Here is a 16049-nt window from a genome sequence, read left to right as displayed (position 1 = left end):
GAGCGTCCCGGCCGCCATCGCACCTCAAGCCGATCGCACAAGCGCCTTGTAGAGCGCCTGGTGGTGGCTATTCAGGGGCACGAACTCGGGATGCCACTGCACGCCCAGCACGAACTGGCCGCTCTCGCAGTCGATGCCCTGAACGATTCGGTACTTGTCGCGGGCGACCGCCCGGAGGTCCTGGCCCAGCTTGTCGATCGACTGGTGGTGCAGCGAGTTGACCCGGCAGCGGCGCAGCCCCATCACGCGGTAGAGCCGACTGTCCTCGACAATGGTGATGCGCTTGCGCGGCAGCACCGTGCGCTGCGGCGGCAAGCGGCCGTAAGCCTCGTAGATGTCCGGGTGCAGCGTGCCGCCGCGGAAGACGTTCAGGATCTGCGCGCCCCGGCAGACGCCCAGGACCGGCAGCCCCCGGGCATGCGCGCGCTCCAGCCGGTCCAGTTCCAGGCGGTCGCGCTCCTTGTCGATGCGCAGGCCCAGACGCAGGTCCAGGCCGTACAGCTCGGCGTCGATGTCGTCGCCGCCGCCCACCAGCAGCGCGTCGATATCGTCCGGCGGACCGGGATCGTCGACGGTGATTCGCCGGGCCTGCCCGCCGGCGCGCCAGATGGCTATGCGGTTCGCCCACCACATCCAGCGTCCGCCCCGGGCGGAGGCGGTGACCCCCACGAGCGGCCGTGCGCTCATCACTTGAGCCAAGCGTCCGCAGCTTCCGCCCAGTCGGGGAACCAGGCGTCTTCAAGGTAGCGCCGGTAAGACTGTGCCATCGCCTGCAGCCGATCGGGGTCCTCGGCCAGCGCCTCCACCGTGCGGGCCCAACGGTTCCATTCCTGCACGATCCCCCAATCGGGATCATCGATCCGACTGTCCGGCAAGCGATAGTGCAGCGCCGGGCGTGCCTTCAGGCGGGGATCGTCGACCGCCGCCCGCACCTTCTGCGGCGCCAGGAAGGTGAACAGCGGCAGCAGGTCCAGGTCGCGGTTCCGGCTGGGGTTGTAGACGAGGTAATCGTCGATCAGTTGCCCCAGGTTCGGCTCGTAACCGGGTGCGAGCACGCGCTGAATGTAGGTTTTGGGATAGGGCTGGATAAACGGCAGCACCCGACGGGTCAGGTCGATGCCGATATCCCGGCGCAGCCAGTCCGCGCACAACAGATAGGCGCGCAGGTAGCGCAGGATCGTGCCGGCATCCATCGCCGGCAGGTCCAAATTCAACTGCAGCCCGAAGGCGTAAACCACCGACTCCCGCGTACCCAGCGCACCGGCGCGGCGCAGGCGCCGGGTCATCTCGTCCAGCCGGGCAAGCTCCGCGATCTCGACCGGCGGACAGACCAGCTCGACCGGCAGGTACATGCGCGTCACCTCACCGATCGCGGTGCGCAACCCCTCTTCCAGCGCGCGGCCCAGGCGTTCGCTCTCCAGCTTGACGCGTTCCTCGGCCTTCCCGCCTTCCTCGGGGTGGACATACTGCGTGTCCAGTTCGACGACGTAGGTGCCCTGCCCGGTCTCCTCGATCAGGTAGCGATAGCGGTCAACCTCCTGCAGCTTGCCACCGGTCACCTCGGCCACGATCCGCGCCGCGGGCCGGCACTCCAGACCGGCGAACTCGATCTCTACGCCGACCTGACGCGGCTTGCCGTCGGCGGTGGTTGTCGTGGCGGGCTGGATCGGATTGTCGGACATCATGCCGGCTCACTCAGAGGTGGAAATACCGCCTAGCCGTAAAGATAGGCGACGATCGCCACCGCCGCGAGGATGCCAGCGATGTCCGCCGTCAAGGCGGCGGCCAGCGCGTGGCGGATGCGCCGGATCTGCACCGCCCCGAAATAGACCGCGAGGACGTAGAAGGTCGTTTCGGTCGATCCCTGGAAAGTCGAAACCAGATAGCCGGTGTAACTGTCCGGCCCGATCGCCGGGTCCTGGATAATCGAGGCAAGCACGCCGTAAGCACCGGACCCCGACAGTGGACGCAGGATCGCCATCGGTAAGGCTTCACCCGGCAGGCCGAACAGGCGCGTGACCTGGCTCAGCGGATCGATCAACAACGCAAGCGCGCCCGAGTCGCGCAGCATGCCGACCGCGACCAGGATCGCCACCAGATACGGGATAATCCGAAGCGCCACCTGGAAACCGTCGCGCGCGCCTTCGACGAACACCTCGTAGACCCGCACGCGGTTGAGCGCGCCATAGCCCAGCAGCAGCACGATCAACCCGGGGATGATCCAGGGCGCGATCGTCTTGCCGTAGACGACCGTCAGCGGGATCAACGCGGCCACGACCGCGAACACCAGCGCGGACACCCACCCGGGATAGGCCTCGCTCGCCGCGTCCGGCAGCTCGGTGTCCCACACCTCCTCGGATGTCTCGTCGTCGGCCGCCGGCTGGCTGGGATCGTCGGACTGGTGCGGCTGCTCTTCCGGCCGGTCGTGCACTTCCGCCCAGCCGGCGGCGGGCTCGTCCACAGCCGGCTTCGGGTAGGACCAGAAGCGCTGCAGCAACTTCGCCGTGGTGATCGCCACAGCCGTAGAGCAGATGGTCGCGAACAGCGTGGTCGGCACGATGCCGGCGGGATCGTCCGACCCGGCTGCCGCCCGCAACGCGATCACGCCGGTGGGCAGTAGCGTCACCGAGGAGGTGTTCATCGCCAGGAACAGCACCATGGCGTTGCTGGCCGTGCCCTTGTGCGGATTGATCGTGTCCAGCTGCTGCATCGCGCGGATACCGAACGGCGTGGCCGCGTTACCCAGCCCCAGCACGTTGGCCGAGAGGTTCAGGATCATCGCGCCCATCGCCGGATGGTTCGCCGGCACTTCCGGAAACAGACGCACCATCACGGGCCTGAGCGCCTTGGCGACGACGCGCAGCAGGCCGCCGGCCTCCGCGACCTTCATCAGGCCGAGGAACAGCGCCATCACACCGACCAGCCCGAGGGCCAGCGTGACCGAGCCTTCGGCCGCGTCGACCACGCCCAGGCCCAACTGCTCCATCGGCGAGGTCGGCTCTTCCGCCCCCGCCGGCGGGGTCCAGCCGATCTGACGGACGGCGGCAACGACGAAGGCCACCAGTACGAGGACGAGGAATACGACGTTCACGGTCCGGACGCCTCCCGAACGGCCAAGGGTACGCGGCAGATCGGCGTGCGCCGAAAGCGGGCGCACATCCGCCCGGCCCTTCTCGGTCATCGCCCCGCGCTTGTAAAGTCAGGCGCCCGCGGGCTAGGTTGCCGGCGTTATCGCGTCCGCCCGCCACCTCGCCTGACCACGAACCGGAGCCCGTTCGCGCCGTGAAAGCCCGCGTCCACGTCACCCTCAAGACCGGCGTCCTGGACCCCCAGGGCAAAGCGATCCAACACGCGCTCAGCCAGCTCGACTTCGACGGCGTCGAGGGCGTACGTACCGGCAAGGTGTTCGAGCTGGAACTGACCGATACCGACCAGACGCACGCACGCGAGCGGGTGGAGGCGATGTGCCAGCAGCTGCTCGCCAACACCGTGATCGAAAACTACGACATCGAGATCGGCTAGCCCCAAGATGCAGGCCGCTGTCATCGTCTTCCCCGGTTCCAACTGCGACCGCGATGTCGCGGTTGCCCTCGAACGCGCTTCCGGTCAGCGCCCGCTCATGGTCTGGCACAAGGACAGCGTCCTCCCCGACGTCGACCTGATCGTCCTGCCCGGCGGCTTTTCCTACGGCGACTATCTGCGTTCCGGGGCGATCGCCGCGCACTCCCCGGTGCTGCGCGACGTCAAGGCGCGCGCGGAGAAGGGCACGGCGGTGCTGGGCATCTGCAACGGCTTTCAGGTGCTGATCGAATCCGGCCTGCTGCCGGGCGGGCTGCTGCGCAACGAATCGCTGAAGTACATCTGCAAGGACGTCGGCTTGACGGTGCAGAGCAACGAGAGCGTGTTCACCCGGCACTACCACAGCGACCAACGTGTCGTGTTCCCGATCGCCCACGGCGACGGAAACTACTTCATCGACGAGTCCGGCCGGAAGCGCCTGGAGGACGAGGAGCGGATCGCCTTCCGGTATTGCGACACCAAGGGCCAGGTGACGCCGGAAGCCAACCCGAACGGGTCGGTCGCCAACATTGCCGGTATCTACAACAAACAGCGCAACGTCCTGGGTATGATGCCCCACCCCGAACGCCTGGCCGACCCCGCACTCGGCGGAAACGACGGGGCCGCGATGTTCGACGGCCTGGTGGAGGCGCTGTCGTGAGCGAACCGAACCCGGAAATCACCGACGCCCTGGTCGCCGAGCACGGCCTGAATGCGGAGGAATATGCCCGCGTCCAGGAGATCCTGGGCCGCACGCCGAACCTGGTGGAACTCGGCATCTTCTCCGTGATGTGGAGCGAGCACTGCTCCTACAAGTCGTCGAAGAAGTGGCTGAAGACACTGCCGACGGAAGGCCCGCAGGTGATCCAGGGCCCGGGCGAGAACGCCGGAGTGGTCGACATCGGCGACGGCCAGGCCGCCGTGTTCAAGATGGAGAGCCACAACCACCCCTCCTTCATCGAGCCGTATCAGGGCGCGGCGACCGGCGTGGGCGGCATCCTGCGCGACGTCTTCACGATGGGCGCGCGCCCGATCGCCAACCTGAACGCCCTGCGCTTCGGCGATCCGCAGCATCCCAAGACGCGCCATCTGGTCTCCGGCGTGGTCGCGGGCATCGGTGGCTACGGCAACTGCGTGGGCGTGCCCACGGTCGCCGGCGAGGTGAACTTCCACCCGGCCTATAACGGCAACATCCTGGTCAACGCGATGACCGTGGGCCTCGCGGAAGCGGACCGGATCTTCTACGCCAAGGCGCATGGCGCCGGAAACCCGGTGGTCTACGTCGGCTCCAAAACCGGGCGCGACGGCATCCATGGCGCGACCATGGCCTCCGCCTCGTTCGACGCGGACAGCGAGGAAAAGCGCCCGACCGTGCAGGTCGGCGACCCCTTCACCGAGAAGCTGCTGATCGAGGCCTGCCTGGAACTGATGGCGACCGACGCGGTGATCGGCATCCAGGACATGGGCGCGGCCGGCCTGACCTCGAGTTCGTTCGAGATGGCGTCCAAGGGCGGCAGCGGGGTCGCGCTGAACCTGGACCATGTCCCGGTGCGCGAGGACGGAATGAGCGCCTACGAGATCATGCTCTCCGAAAGCCAGGAGCGCATGCTGATGGTGCTCAAGCCCGGCCGCGAAGCCGAGGCCAAGGCGATCTTCGACAAGTGGGACCTGGATTTCGCGGTGGTCGGCGAGCTGACCGACACCGGGCGGATGGTGATCCAGAAAGGCGGCGAGCAGGTCTGCGACCTGCCGATCGACCCGCTGGCGGAAGCCGCCCCGGAGTACGACCGCCCCTGGGAGCCCACGCCCGCGCAGGCCGAGGTCGACGCGACCGACGTGCCGGCGCACGACGCGACCCGCGCGCTCGAGACGCTGATCGCCAGCCCCGACCTCTGCTCGCGCCGCTGGGTGTGGGAGCAGTACGATCACATGGTCGGCGCCGATACCGTGCAGCGCCCAGGCGGCGACGCCGGCGTGGTGCGCGTTCACGGCACCGACAAGGCACTCGCGGTCACGGTCGACTGCACGCCGCGCTATGTGCTGGCCGATCCGATCCAGGGGGGACGCCAAGCGGTCGCGGAGGCCTACCGCAACATCACCGCAACCGGTGCCAAGCCGTTGGCGGTGACCGACAACATGAATTTCGGCAACCCCGAAAAGCCCTTGGTGATGGGTCAGTTCGTCGGCTCCTGCCAGGGCATGGGCGAGGCCTGCCAGGCGCTCGACACGCCGGTCGTCTCGGGCAACGTCTCGCTCTACAACGAGACCGGCGAGACCGCGATCCTGCCCACCCCCGCGATCGGCGGCGTCGGCCTGCTCGATGAGCTGTCGGCGATGGCGACGATCGGTTTCAAGGCGGGCGACGAGGCGATCATCCTGATCGGCGAAACACACGGCCATTTGGGCCAGTCGCTCTACCTGCGCGAACTGTGCGGCCGGGAGGACGGGCCGCCGCCGCCGGTCGATCTGGACGCCGAGCGGCGCAATGGCGATTTCGTCCGCGACCTGATCCGCAGCGGCAAGGTCACCGCCTGCCACGACCTGTCGGATGGCGGACTGTTCGTGGCGCTGGCGGAAATGGCGATGGCCGGCGATCTGGGCGCAACACTCGAACCGCCCGAGGAGATCGCCCTGCATGCCTGGTTGTTCGGCGAGGACCAAGCGCGCTACCTGGTGACCGCACCGCAGGCGGGCGCTATCCTGCAGGCTGCGCAGGCGGCACAGGTGCCCGCCTACGCGATCGGACGCACGGGCGGGCGCGCGTTGAAAGTGGCGGATGGCCCGTCCATATCCGTCGAACAGGTGCGGGCAGCGCATGAAAGCTGGCTGCCGACCTTCATGTCGGCGGCTGACTGAGCGCACGCCCCGCCCGCGCGCATCGAAACAGCCAGGCCAGAACACACAAGAGACAACAAACCCGGAGAGCCGCCCCCATGCCAATCCATGCACATGACCTCGAGTCGATGATCCGCGAGGGCATCCCGGACGCGCAGGTCTCGGTCGAGGACCTGGCCGGTGACGGCGACCACTATGCGGTCTATGTCGTCTCGAAGGAATTCGAGGGCAAGAACCGGGTGCAGCAGCACCAGATGGTCTACCAAGCCTTGCAAGGCAAAATGGGCGGTGAGCTGCACGCGCTCGCCGTGCAGACATCGACGCCGAAGAGCTAAGCGCCGCTACGCTTAACCGCGCTCAACGAACCGAACCTGATAGGTACCGAGGGGAAAGCCACCATGGCCGACCAATCCGTCCACGACCGCATCCAGCAGGAAATCTCCGACAACGACGTCACCGTCTACATGAAGGGGACGCCGACCTTCCCGCAGTGCGGCTTCTCCGCCGCAGTGGTGCAGGTGCTCAATCACCTGGGCGTCACCTACCACGGGGTGAACGTGCTGGAGGATCCGGGCCTGCGCGAAGGCATCAAGGAGTTCTCCAACTGGCCGACGATCCCGCAGCTCTACGTCAAGGGCGAGTTCCTGGGCGGCTGCGACATCGTCCGCGAGATGTTCCAGACCGGCGAGCTGCAGGACACCCTGCAGCAGAAGGGCATCGAGGTGCAGAACGCGGCGTAACTCACGCCCGCGGGTCCACCCGATCCAGCCCGGAATTGAAAAGGGGAGGCCAACCGGCCTCCCCTTTTTCGTGTCCACGCCTCCGAGGGATGTCAGGCGGCCATCATTATGCCGCCGACTTCCACTTGATCGAGCAGCCCATGGAGGGGACCTGCTCGCGCGGGCCTTGACCGGTTTCGGCGACCTGGGTCATCGCTTCCAGCAGCTCGCGCTTGGCATTCGGCGCGGCCTCCTTCCGGGATTCATCCAGGCGGCCACGATACTGTAGTTCCAGATCCGCGTTGAAGCCGAAGAAGTCCGGCGTGCAGACCGCGCCATAGGCCTTGGCGACCTCCTGCGTCTCGTCGATGACGTAGGGGAAGGTGAAGCCGTGCTGCTTGGCGAAGGCCTGCATCTTGTCGAACGAGTCGTCCGGATAGGTTTCCGTGTCGTTCGGCATGATCGCGATCGCACCAATCCCTTTATCCTGAAGCTGCGTCACGTCGTCGACCAAGCGGTCGATCACCGCGCGCACATAGGGGCAGTGGTTGCAGATGAACACGACCAACAGGCCGTTCGGTCCGGCCGCGTCGGCCAGCGTATAGGTCTTGCCGTCCGTGCCCTTGAGCGCGAAGTCGGCCGGCTTCCAGCCGAACTCGCAAACCGGCGTCTCCATCGCGGCCATGGCGGGTGCTCCTCGCTAGCGTGATCGTTCAAGGTTGCTACTGCCTCCTGTAGATGCGGGCCAACGATCGGCTAATCAAGTCGCCGCGCGCTTAGCCCCCTAGACGACGCGGACGGTTTCGGATGACACTCGCATAACAGCCAAGCTCCAAGGGTGCGTGCGCGCCCCACGTGCCGCACGCCAGCCACCCGCGAGGACAAAGGGGAACCGCGCGCGATGAGCCAGGGAAGCGGGGCCAAGAGCCAACAGCAGGTCTTCTGGACACGCGCCGAACTGCAGCAGCTCCTGAACCTCTATTCCACGCACGTGGCGAACGGCGACTGGCGCGATTACGCGATCGATCACAAGAAGGGCATCGCCCTCTTCTCGGTGTTCCGGCACACGATGGAACGCCCGATGTTCTCGATCGCCAAAAAGCCGCAGGGACAGATCTACGAGGTCTGGCAGGGGCCGCAACGCCTGAAGCGATCCGGCACCCTCAAGGGCGCGCTCGAAGTGTTCGAGAAGAAGGCGCGCCTGCGGGTGGTGTCGTAGAGGCGCAGGCCGTCCTCAGACGCTCTCGCCCTGCTCGTAGCCCTTGATGTCCTCGCCCCACTGGTGTGGGCGCTCGGCGACGAAGCGGGCGAAGAAGTCGGCGAGGTCCGGATCGTCGAGCAGGCCGACCTCGACCCCGCGATCCAGCAGCCAGTCCATTTCGCCCGCGAAATTGCGGTTCTCGCCGACGATCACGCGCGGAATGCCGAACAGGATGATCGCGCCCGCGCACATCGCACAGGGACTGAGCGTGGTGTACAGCGTCGTACCGGCGAACTCGCCGCCGCGGCCGAACTGCCGGAGACAGTCGGTCTCCCCGTGCAGGATCGGGTTGCCCTCTTGCTGCAGGCGATTACGCCCACGCGCCAGCACCTGACCATCGCGGACCAGCACCGCGCCGACCGGCACACCGCCCTCGTCGTAGCCGGCGTGCGCCTCGGCGATCGCCTCCTGCATGAAACGCCGGTCATCGGCGGTCGGCTCGATCCGTGCCATCGCTAGCCCCGTGCATGATTGGCGTTAAAGGTGCGCGCCCGGTTCCTTCAGGCCGTATTCCCGCAGTTCGCGGGTGATGATCTCGTACGCCTCGTCCAGATCATCGGTGATCGTGAAGAGATTCTTGTCCGCCTCGTTGATGGTACCGTATTTGACCAGCGCGTCGAAATTGATCGTCTCACGCCAGAAATCGGAGCCGAACAGCACGATCGGCATGCGCTTCTTGACCTTCTGCGTCTGCAGCAGGGTCAGGATCTCGAACAGTTCGTCCAGCGTACCGAAACCGCCAGGGAAGAAGATCACCGCCTTGGCGAGATAGGTGAACCAGAACTTCCGCATGAAGAAGTAGTGGAATTCGAAGCCCAACTCGCGGGTGACGTAGGGGTTCTCGTGCTGCTCCAGCGGCAGGGTGATCGACAGGCCGATGTTCATGCCGCGCGCCTCGCTGGCGCCGCGGTTGGCAGCCTCCATCACACCGGGGCCACCGCCGGTGCAGACGACGAAGCGCCGGTCGGTCTCGTCCAGCTCCTTCGACCATTCGGTCAGCCGCCGGGCGAGCTCGCGCGCGTCCTCGTAATACTTCGACATCCACAGGTCGTGGCGCGCCTTGGCGAGCGGCACGTCGCCCTCGCCGGCCTCCGCCTTGTGCAGGATTTCCTCGGCGACGTCGCGCGGCTTCAGCCGTGCGGAGCCCATGAAAACGATCGTGTCGTCGATCTTGTAATGCTCGAACCGGCTTTCCGGCTCCAGATACTCCGCCAGGATACGCAACTGGCGGGCATCCTTGCTCTGCAGGAAATCGAGATTGGCGTAAGCCTTGATCGGCTTGCGGAAGCCGTTGTCGCCGCCGCTGTCGTCGGAGAATTGGGTCATCGAGGCCGTGCGTTCGCGTTGGGGTGGGCAGTCGGTGGTTTCGGAGCGAGCCCCGGTCAGCGTCAGGCCAGACGCAATGCGGAAAGGAAAGGTAGGCCTGTCACCATACGCCGCTGATCGGTCGAGGTCGAACGACGCAGACGAAAACGGGCCGGCAGAACTCCGCCGGCCCGTCCGCGTTCTCTGATCTGGGCGCCAAGCGCCGGCGCGACTACTCCGCGGCCTTACCTTGCGCGCGCTGGATCGCCGCCTCGATCATCTTGGCGGCCTCATCCGCCTCGCCCCAGCGCTCGATCTTGACCCACTTCTCCTTCTCCAGATCCTTGTAGTGCTGGAAGAAGTGCGCGATCTGGTCGAGGTAAGCCTGCGGCATGTCCTTGTAGGACTTCACCTCGGAGAAATAGGGATCGAGCTTGTCGACCGGCGCGGCAAGCAGCTTCTCGTCCTCGCCAGCTTCGTCGGACATCACCAGGACGCCGATCGGACGGATCGCCATGACGGAGCCCGGCTGGACCGGCTGACGGTTAACCACCAGCACGTCGATCGGGTCGCCGTCATCCGACAGCGTGTGCGGGATGAACCCGTAGTTGCACGGATAGTACATCGCCGTGTGCAGGAAGCGGTCGACGACCAGCGCACCGGAGTCCTTGTCCAGCTCGTACTTCACCGGGTCCGAATTCATCGGCACCTCGATGATGGCATTGACCTGCCATGGCGGGTTCTTGCCGACGCTGATCTTATCGATGTTCACTAGTGCCTCCCTTTGGCGGTCTCGCGGATGAGCCTGAATCTGAAAACGGACGGGATCGGCCCGTTCGTTGCTGGCTGCCATGTCGGAACGCGCGCGGCCGCATGCAACCCGCCCCGACCGGATCAACATCAACGCGGCCCCGGCCCCGCGCGGGCGCGATCCTGACCGAGAGGGCCGCCCAGGATCAAGCTCTATTCGCTGCGCTGCAACATGGCCGTGGGCACCGCCTCGCGCCGTCGCGTCGGATCGGTCCAGAGGCGCACCAGCGCGGCCTCGAGGTCCTTCGCCCGGTTCCGCCAGTCGCCGGCCTGGCGCCCCCAAACGGCGGCGCGGGGATTCGCGTCGTAAGCCCGGCGCAATGGCTTGTCGTTGACAAAGATCGCGAACATCCGCGCCCGTCCCGTTTGCGTCGGCAAGTAGCCGGCCAGACCGCTGACGAAGTTCATCGTGCCGGTCTTGGCGAACACGGCAAACGCGGTATCCGGGGTTTGCAGCCGCCGTCCCAGGCCGCCATCCAGACCCACCGTCGGCAGCAACTCCATCAGGGTGCGTTGGGCCTGGCCATACCGCCTGTCATGCGCGAACCGCAGGATCGCGGCCAGCTCCGCCGGCGTCACCCGGCCCGCCGCGTTGAGCCCGGAATGGTTCCCGGGATCGAAACGTGCCCAGTCGGTCTGTGGCAGGGTGCGCGCATACCACTGCCCCACGGCGATCGCCGACTGCGACGACCCAAGCGGCTGGCCGGTCAACTGCCGACCGGCGGCAAGCCCGATCAACTCGGCCACCAGGTTGTTGGAGTAGCGCAGCATCGAACGCACCGCCTCGTGCAATGGCGGGCTCGGGTGTTCAGCCAGCGCGCGCGCCTCCGACGGCGCCGTCCCCGGTTCGGGCGCCGGCAGCTTCACCCCCATCCGCTGGCAAACCTGCCGTGTCGCCTCTGCCGCGACCTGCGCGGGGTGTTTCAGCGGCAGCGAGTCCTGTCCGTAACCGCGCGCGCCGGTCGACAGTTGCCAGCCGTTCCCATCGGGCAGCCAATCGCCAGATTCCTGTCCCTGCGGTGACCGACGGCGCAACGACAGGGAGACCGAGGGGACTGACGGCAGGGTCCAGGCCTCCGGATCGCTCGGCGCGCCGGTGCCCCAGCGTACGGGCAGGCGGTTGAAGTTGATCGACAGCGCCGAAACGCCCGGGTTGTAGCCCGCGGTCATCGGCTGATCGTCGCGGATCGCCCGACGCTCCTGATAAAGCGTGGTGTCGTAGTAGAAATCTCCAATTACCTGACGCACACCCGCGCGGTGCAGATCGCGGCACAGATGCACCAAGCCGTCCGCGCCCAACAGCGGATCGCCGCCCCCGACCAACCACAGATCACCGTCCAATCGACCCGCGCGGGGCTGTGCGGTGGCGGTCATGCGGGTATCGAAGCGGTGATCGCCGCCCAGAAGCTCCAGCGCCGCCACGGCCGTCGGCAGTTTCGCGACGGAGGCCGGGATGAACGCTTGCCGGGCGTTGTGCGCCGCCAGCTCCCGGCCGGGTAGATCGGTCACCAGGAAGCCGACATCCTGGGGCGCGAAGCCGTGGGCGCGGATCAGTTGGCGCGCCGCCTGCGCATCCTCGTGGGTCAGCGGCGGGCCCATGCGGGCCGGGCGGACCTCCGGTTCCGCCGTCTGCTTCACCGGCGCTGAGGTGGCATCCAGATCCCGCCCATCCGGCACATCGGGCTCAGCTTCGCGCGCCGGCGGCGCGGGCTTGGCGGCGGGCGACGGGGCTGGCGGCTGCGACGTCGTACAGGCGGTCAGCAGCAGGGCGGCCACCCCACTCAGCAGCAAAGAGCTCAGGGGGCGAGAGGCTCGGCGAGCGCACACGGTTCGGGTCATAGCCCCACCTTGCCATGCGCATCCCCAAGGTGGAACGCATCGCACGCATCACTTTGACTTTATCGCCCGCCTGCCCGACCCTCCCGCGCGGTTCGCCAACCCGGGGAGGTCAAACAACAAGATGAGCCAGATCCCGTTCACCGATATCGTCGCCAATCTACCCGCGAGCGTGCCATTCGTGGGCCCTGAGCAAATCGAGCGCGAGCGCGGCTTCACCTTCCGCGCCAAGCTGGGCGCCAACGAAAGCCCGTTCGGACCGAGCCCGAAGGCGCGCGATGCCATCCAAACGGCCATTGAAGACAGCTGGGAATATCCGGACGCCACTTCCGTCACGCTGCGCCAGGCGATCGCCCGGCATTGGGATATCAACACCGACAACGTTCTGGTGGGCGCGGGGATCGACGAGCTGCTTGGCAACGTCGTCCGCATGACCGTGCCGCCCGGCGGTGCGGTGGTCACCTCGAACGGCGCCTACCCCACGTTCAATTACCATGTGCACGGCTTCGGCGGGACGCTGCACCTGGTCGACTACCGCGACGACCACGAGGACCTGGACGCGCTGGCCGCCAAGGCACAGGCGGTGGACGCGCGGCTGGTTTACCTGTCGAACCCAGACAATCCGATGGGCACCCGCCATACGGCCGACGCGGTAGCCGACTTCCGCCGCCGCCTGCCCACGGATACGCTGCTGGTATTGGACGAGGCCTATAGCGAGTTCGCGCCGGAGGGAACCAACCCGCCGGTCGATCCTTCGGACACCAACCTGATCCGGCTGCGTACCTTCTCCAAGATCTACGGTTTGGCGGCTCTGCGCGTCGGCTACGCGATCGCGCACGCCGACGCGGTGACCGGACTGAACAAGATCCGCAACCACTTCGGCGTCAACCGCGTGGCCCAGCACGCCGCCCGCGCCGCGCTGGAGGACCAGGCCTATATCGACGCCCTGAAGAACGAGATCGAGCGCGGCAAGCGCGCCTATGCCGAGATCGCCCGCCGGCACGGTTTCACCGCCCTGCCCTCCTTCACCAACTTCGTGACGATCGAAGTCGGCGGGGTCGCGCGCGGGGACCGGTTGCTAAAGGCGCTGCAGGACCGCCGCGTCTTCATCCGTAAACCGGGGGTCCCCCCACTCGACCGCTGCATCCGCGTCACCGTCGGCCCGGAAGACCAGCGCACCATCTTCGAGCAGGCCTTCGCCGAGGCGGTGCAGGAGGTCGGCTGAGCCCCCATTGCGGGCCTGCGCACACGAAAACGGGGCCCAGGCGTTTGCCCGGGCCCCGCTGTCTCTCAGACCTTGAAAAGGCCGGCACCGGACATCCCGGTGCCTGAACCACGTACGGTTTACGCGGCGGACTTCATGACCTTCTCGACCGTCTTGTTGGTCTGGCTCTGGATCGGCTCCATCGCCTCGTTCGACACCTTGACCGACAGCTCGGTCATCTTGGCGCTCTCGGCCATGAAGGTATCGAAGTTCTGACGGGCGAAGTCGGTCTGCGCGTCGAAGAACTCACGCAGGGTCTTCGCGCCGAACATCTTCTTGGCCAGGTTCATGTTGGCCTCGATGCGCTGCTGGGCGAAGGTCATGAACTCGCGGTTCATCTGCTCGACGCCCTTGGCGGCGATCGAAGAGGCCTGCACGACCGCGTCGACGTTGGCCTTATTCAGCTGGCTGGCCTCGTCGTAGTTCTTGAACGCGGTGCTGGACGCCTTCTCGGCCTGCTCCTTGGCCATCGAAACGACCTGCTCGTACTGCTTCGTGGCAGCCTCGTTGCTGGCCTTCACGACGCTCTCGATCTGCTCCTTGCCGGCGTTGACCGCATCCTCGACGGGCTTGAACACGTCCTGGGCGGCCTGGGCCTGGCTCTTCTTCTGGGTGGTCATGGCTATCGCCTCCTTTCGATGCCCACCAGCGCTCCCTAGCGCCGGGGGCGATTTCTGTGCCGTTTCCGCGCTGCCGCGCTGCCGCGTCGCTGCGGTCCGCGGCGTGTTCGCTGTGCTGCAGAAGTTATGCTGCACTGCAACACACTCTGGTATATGGGGAGGACCGCTGCTTCGTCAAGAGGCGTTTGTGCAGTGCACAATACACCTATCCGGTCGCGACGCGGTATCGCCCCTTCTATGCAAGAGAGCGCTTGCCGCCCCACCATGCGCATGGGACTCTCGCGGTTCGCCAAGCGGGTGCCACGTGTCCCCGGCCCCACTTGAACGGTCTGGCTACCAAGGAAGCTTCGATGACCTACTGCCTTGCGATCCGCGTCCAGGAAGGTCTGGTATGTCTGGCCGACGGACGCATCACCAGCGGCAACCAAGTCTCCGCCGCGCCCAAGGCCAGCTTCCACGGGGCGGAAGACCGACCGTTCATCGTCATGACGTCGGGGCTGCGTTCGCTGCGCGACAAGACGCTGGCCTACCTGGACCGCGACGTGCGCCGTCAGCACGCGGACGGCTTCCCGCAGCTACTGGATGCGGTCGATGTCTACGCCCGCTGCCTGCGTCGAACGGCGGAAGAAGACCGGGGCGCCTTGGAGAGCTCGAACCTGCGCTTCAATCTGCACGCCATCATCGCCGGACAGATGCCGGAGGACCCGCGGCCGACCGCCTTCCTGGTGTATCCAGAAGGCAACTGGATCGAGGTCAATGAGCGCACCCCCTATCTGTCGATCGGTGCGGTCGCCTACGGCAAGCCGATCCTCGACCGCACGCTGGCGGATGACACGCCGATGGCGATCGCACTCAAAGCGGCTTACCTGTCGTTCGATTCCACGCGGGTCAGCTCGGCCGACGTCGGCTTCCCGATGGACATGATGACGCTGGCGAGTGACGACCCGACCTGGCGCACCCATCACTTTCAGCACGACCAGTTGCGCGAGCAGCGGGAATGGTGGAACCGACACCTGACCGAATTGACCGCCAAGCTGCCCGACCAGCCCTGGCAGGACGTGCTGCCGCCCGCCACCGGGCCGGGCCGGATCAGCGTGGTCGGGCGCAGCGAAGAGTAAGCCGGTAGGTCACCGGACCGGTCATGGCAGCCCGATCAGGCCGTTGTCGCCTGTCGTCATCAGGAAATGGATATCCGCCGCGCGCCGGTCGCCCGCCGATTTGGTGATCGTCGGACTGTCCTCGAACCGCGCCGGATGGGGCGTGTAGTAAGCGACGCCGGTGTCATCCAGCGGCTTCACGATCTCCCACAGGTTCTGTTGGTCCCAGCGGTCGCCGCCTTTCCTCCAGGCATTGAAAGACAGCTCACCGTCCCGGCAGGCGATCGACACCCAGTAGGAGCCCCAGGATTTCAAATCGATCCCGCTGGGCACCCGCTGGAACACGCCACTGTCGGCCAGTCGTTCGGTCAGGCGTGCGCGCTCCTCAGGGGTGAGCGTCGTCGTGGTCTTTTCCCAGCGCCCGGTGGCGAGCGGATCTTCAAGCTTGAAATTCAGCAGATTGCCGGCGTCCTGCGGCATAGCGCGCGCCGTGACACGGGCGCCGCCAGCGCCGTCGCCGTTGATCTCGTAGGTGCGCACCTGCTGCTTGAAATTGCCGTTGTAGATCAGACGGACCTCGAAACGATCCGGATAGTCGCGGCAACGGTCCCGTACGTCATCGCCGTTCAAGTAACTGAACCAGGTTGCCTTGCGGGTCAGCGGGTTCTCGATCCCGCCCGAATAGCTGCATGCGGCGCCCAAAAGCGGTAGCAGGCAAATCACCAGGGCTGCCATGACTTGACG

Annotated in this window: 18 protein-coding genes; 8 read left to right on the top strand and 10 right to left on the bottom strand. The window is 66.4% G+C overall.

Annotation, left to right across the window (positions count from 1 at the left end):
* Positions 1-24: 24 nt before the first annotated feature.
* Genes RHOSA_RS0107575 through RHOSA_RS0107565 form a run of 3 tightly spaced genes read right to left on the bottom strand, consistent with a single transcriptional unit; the run spans position 25 to position 3181 of the window.
* Positions 25-687, bottom strand: a complete 663-nt coding sequence (locus RHOSA_RS0107575; protein ID WP_027288195.1) for a gamma-glutamyl-gamma-aminobutyrate hydrolase family protein — start codon at positions 685-687, stop codon at positions 25-27.
* Positions 687-1685, bottom strand: coding sequence for an amidoligase family protein (locus RHOSA_RS21175; protein ID WP_051431925.1), 999 nt, complete (start codon positions 1683-1685; stop codon positions 687-689). Before RHOSA_RS21175 ends, RHOSA_RS0107575 begins: the two co-directional genes overlap by 1 nt.
* A gap of 29 nt (positions 1686-1714) precedes the next feature.
* On the bottom strand, positions 1715-3181 hold the full coding sequence (locus RHOSA_RS0107565; protein WP_207140173.1) for a nucleoside recognition domain-containing protein: 1467 nt from the start codon (positions 3179-3181) through the stop codon (positions 1715-1717).
* Between the two features lie 101 nt (positions 3182-3282).
* On the opposite strand from RHOSA_RS0107565, the gene purS reads away from it, so the two are divergent.
* The 5 genes from purS (at position 3283) to grxD (ending at position 7133) form a co-directional block, all read left to right on the top strand.
* A complete protein-coding gene (gene purS, locus RHOSA_RS0107560) occupies positions 3283-3522 on the top strand; it encodes a phosphoribosylformylglycinamidine synthase subunit PurS (RefSeq protein WP_027288193.1) in 240 nt (79 codons plus the stop codon).
* Between the two features lie 7 nt (positions 3523-3529).
* Positions 3530-4219, top strand: a complete 690-nt coding sequence (purQ, locus tag RHOSA_RS0107555) for a phosphoribosylformylglycinamidine synthase subunit PurQ (protein WP_027288192.1) — start codon at positions 3530-3532, stop codon at positions 4217-4219.
* On the top strand, positions 4216-6414 hold the full coding sequence (gene purL, locus RHOSA_RS0107550; RefSeq protein WP_027288191.1) for a phosphoribosylformylglycinamidine synthase subunit PurL: 2199 nt from the start codon (positions 4216-4218) through the stop codon (positions 6412-6414). The genes purQ and purL overlap by 4 nt, the downstream gene beginning before the upstream one ends.
* A gap of 77 nt (positions 6415-6491) precedes the next feature.
* Positions 6492-6728, top strand: a complete 237-nt coding sequence (locus tag RHOSA_RS0107545) for a BolA family protein (protein ID WP_027288190.1) — start codon at positions 6492-6494, stop codon at positions 6726-6728.
* Positions 6729-6791: 63 nt separating this feature from the next.
* Positions 6792-7133 carry a Grx4 family monothiol glutaredoxin gene (gene grxD / locus RHOSA_RS0107540; protein ID WP_027288189.1) on the top strand — a complete coding sequence of 114 codons (342 nt, stop codon included), beginning with the start codon at positions 6792-6794 and terminating at the stop codon, positions 7131-7133.
* 106 nt (positions 7134-7239) lie between these two features.
* Here the strand turns inward: grxD and RHOSA_RS0107535 are convergent, their stop codons facing one another.
* Complete coding sequence (locus RHOSA_RS0107535) at positions 7240-7797, bottom strand: thioredoxin family protein (RefSeq protein WP_027288188.1); 558 nt, start codon at positions 7795-7797, stop codon at positions 7240-7242.
* A 216-nt stretch (positions 7798-8013) separates the two neighbouring features.
* On the opposite strand from RHOSA_RS0107535, the gene RHOSA_RS0107530 reads away from it, so the two are divergent.
* Positions 8014-8331, top strand: a complete 318-nt coding sequence (locus tag RHOSA_RS0107530) for a DUF2794 domain-containing protein (protein WP_027288187.1) — start codon at positions 8014-8016, stop codon at positions 8329-8331.
* Between the two features lie 15 nt (positions 8332-8346).
* Here the strand turns inward: RHOSA_RS0107530 and RHOSA_RS0107525 are convergent, their stop codons facing one another.
* From RHOSA_RS0107525 to dacB, 4 genes are all read right to left on the bottom strand, one after another.
* Complete coding sequence (locus tag RHOSA_RS0107525) at positions 8347-8826, bottom strand: nucleoside deaminase (RefSeq protein WP_037255882.1); 480 nt, start codon at positions 8824-8826, stop codon at positions 8347-8349.
* 24 nt (positions 8827-8850) lie between these two features.
* On the bottom strand, positions 8851-9699 hold the full coding sequence (locus tag RHOSA_RS0107520; protein WP_051431924.1) for an LOG family protein: 849 nt from the start codon (positions 9697-9699) through the stop codon (positions 8851-8853).
* Between the two features lie 211 nt (positions 9700-9910).
* Complete coding sequence (ppa, locus tag RHOSA_RS0107515; RefSeq protein WP_027288184.1) at positions 9911-10450, bottom strand: inorganic diphosphatase; 540 nt, start codon at positions 10448-10450, stop codon at positions 9911-9913.
* A 191-nt stretch (positions 10451-10641) separates the two neighbouring features.
* Complete coding sequence (gene dacB, locus RHOSA_RS21170) at positions 10642-12264, bottom strand: D-alanyl-D-alanine carboxypeptidase/D-alanyl-D-alanine endopeptidase (RefSeq protein ID WP_169816609.1); 1623 nt, start codon at positions 12262-12264, stop codon at positions 10642-10644.
* Positions 12265-12448: 184 nt separating this feature from the next.
* On the opposite strand from dacB, the gene RHOSA_RS0107505 reads away from it, so the two are divergent.
* Positions 12449-13549, top strand: coding sequence for an aminotransferase class I/II-fold pyridoxal phosphate-dependent enzyme (locus RHOSA_RS0107505; protein WP_027288183.1), 1101 nt, complete (start codon positions 12449-12451; stop codon positions 13547-13549).
* Between the two features lie 119 nt (positions 13550-13668).
* Here RHOSA_RS0107505 and RHOSA_RS21165 read toward each other — a convergent pair whose 3' ends face one another.
* Positions 13669-14208 (bottom strand): phasin family protein, encoded by a 540-nt coding sequence (locus tag RHOSA_RS21165; RefSeq protein ID WP_027288182.1) that lies wholly within the window; start codon positions 14206-14208, stop codon positions 13669-13671.
* Between the two features lie 350 nt (positions 14209-14558).
* On the opposite strand from RHOSA_RS21165, the gene RHOSA_RS0107495 reads away from it, so the two are divergent.
* On the top strand, positions 14559-15326 hold the full coding sequence (locus RHOSA_RS0107495; RefSeq protein ID WP_027288181.1) for a proteasome-type protease: 768 nt from the start codon (positions 14559-14561) through the stop codon (positions 15324-15326).
* 21 nt (positions 15327-15347) lie between these two features.
* On the opposite strand, the gene RHOSA_RS21160 is transcribed toward RHOSA_RS0107495, so the two are convergent.
* Positions 15348-16040: a hypothetical protein gene (locus RHOSA_RS21160; protein ID WP_051431922.1), complete on the bottom strand. Its 693-nt coding sequence runs from the start codon at positions 16038-16040 to the stop codon at positions 15348-15350.
* Positions 16041-16049 lie beyond the last annotated feature (9 nt).

It is taken from the genome of Rhodovibrio salinarum DSM 9154 (assembly GCF_000515255.1).
GTDB lineage: Bacteria > Pseudomonadota > Alphaproteobacteria > Kiloniellales > Rhodovibrionaceae > Rhodovibrio > Rhodovibrio salinarum.
Note: the sequence above shows the minus strand (reverse complement) of the source record. Positions and strands in the feature narration are given on the sequence as shown.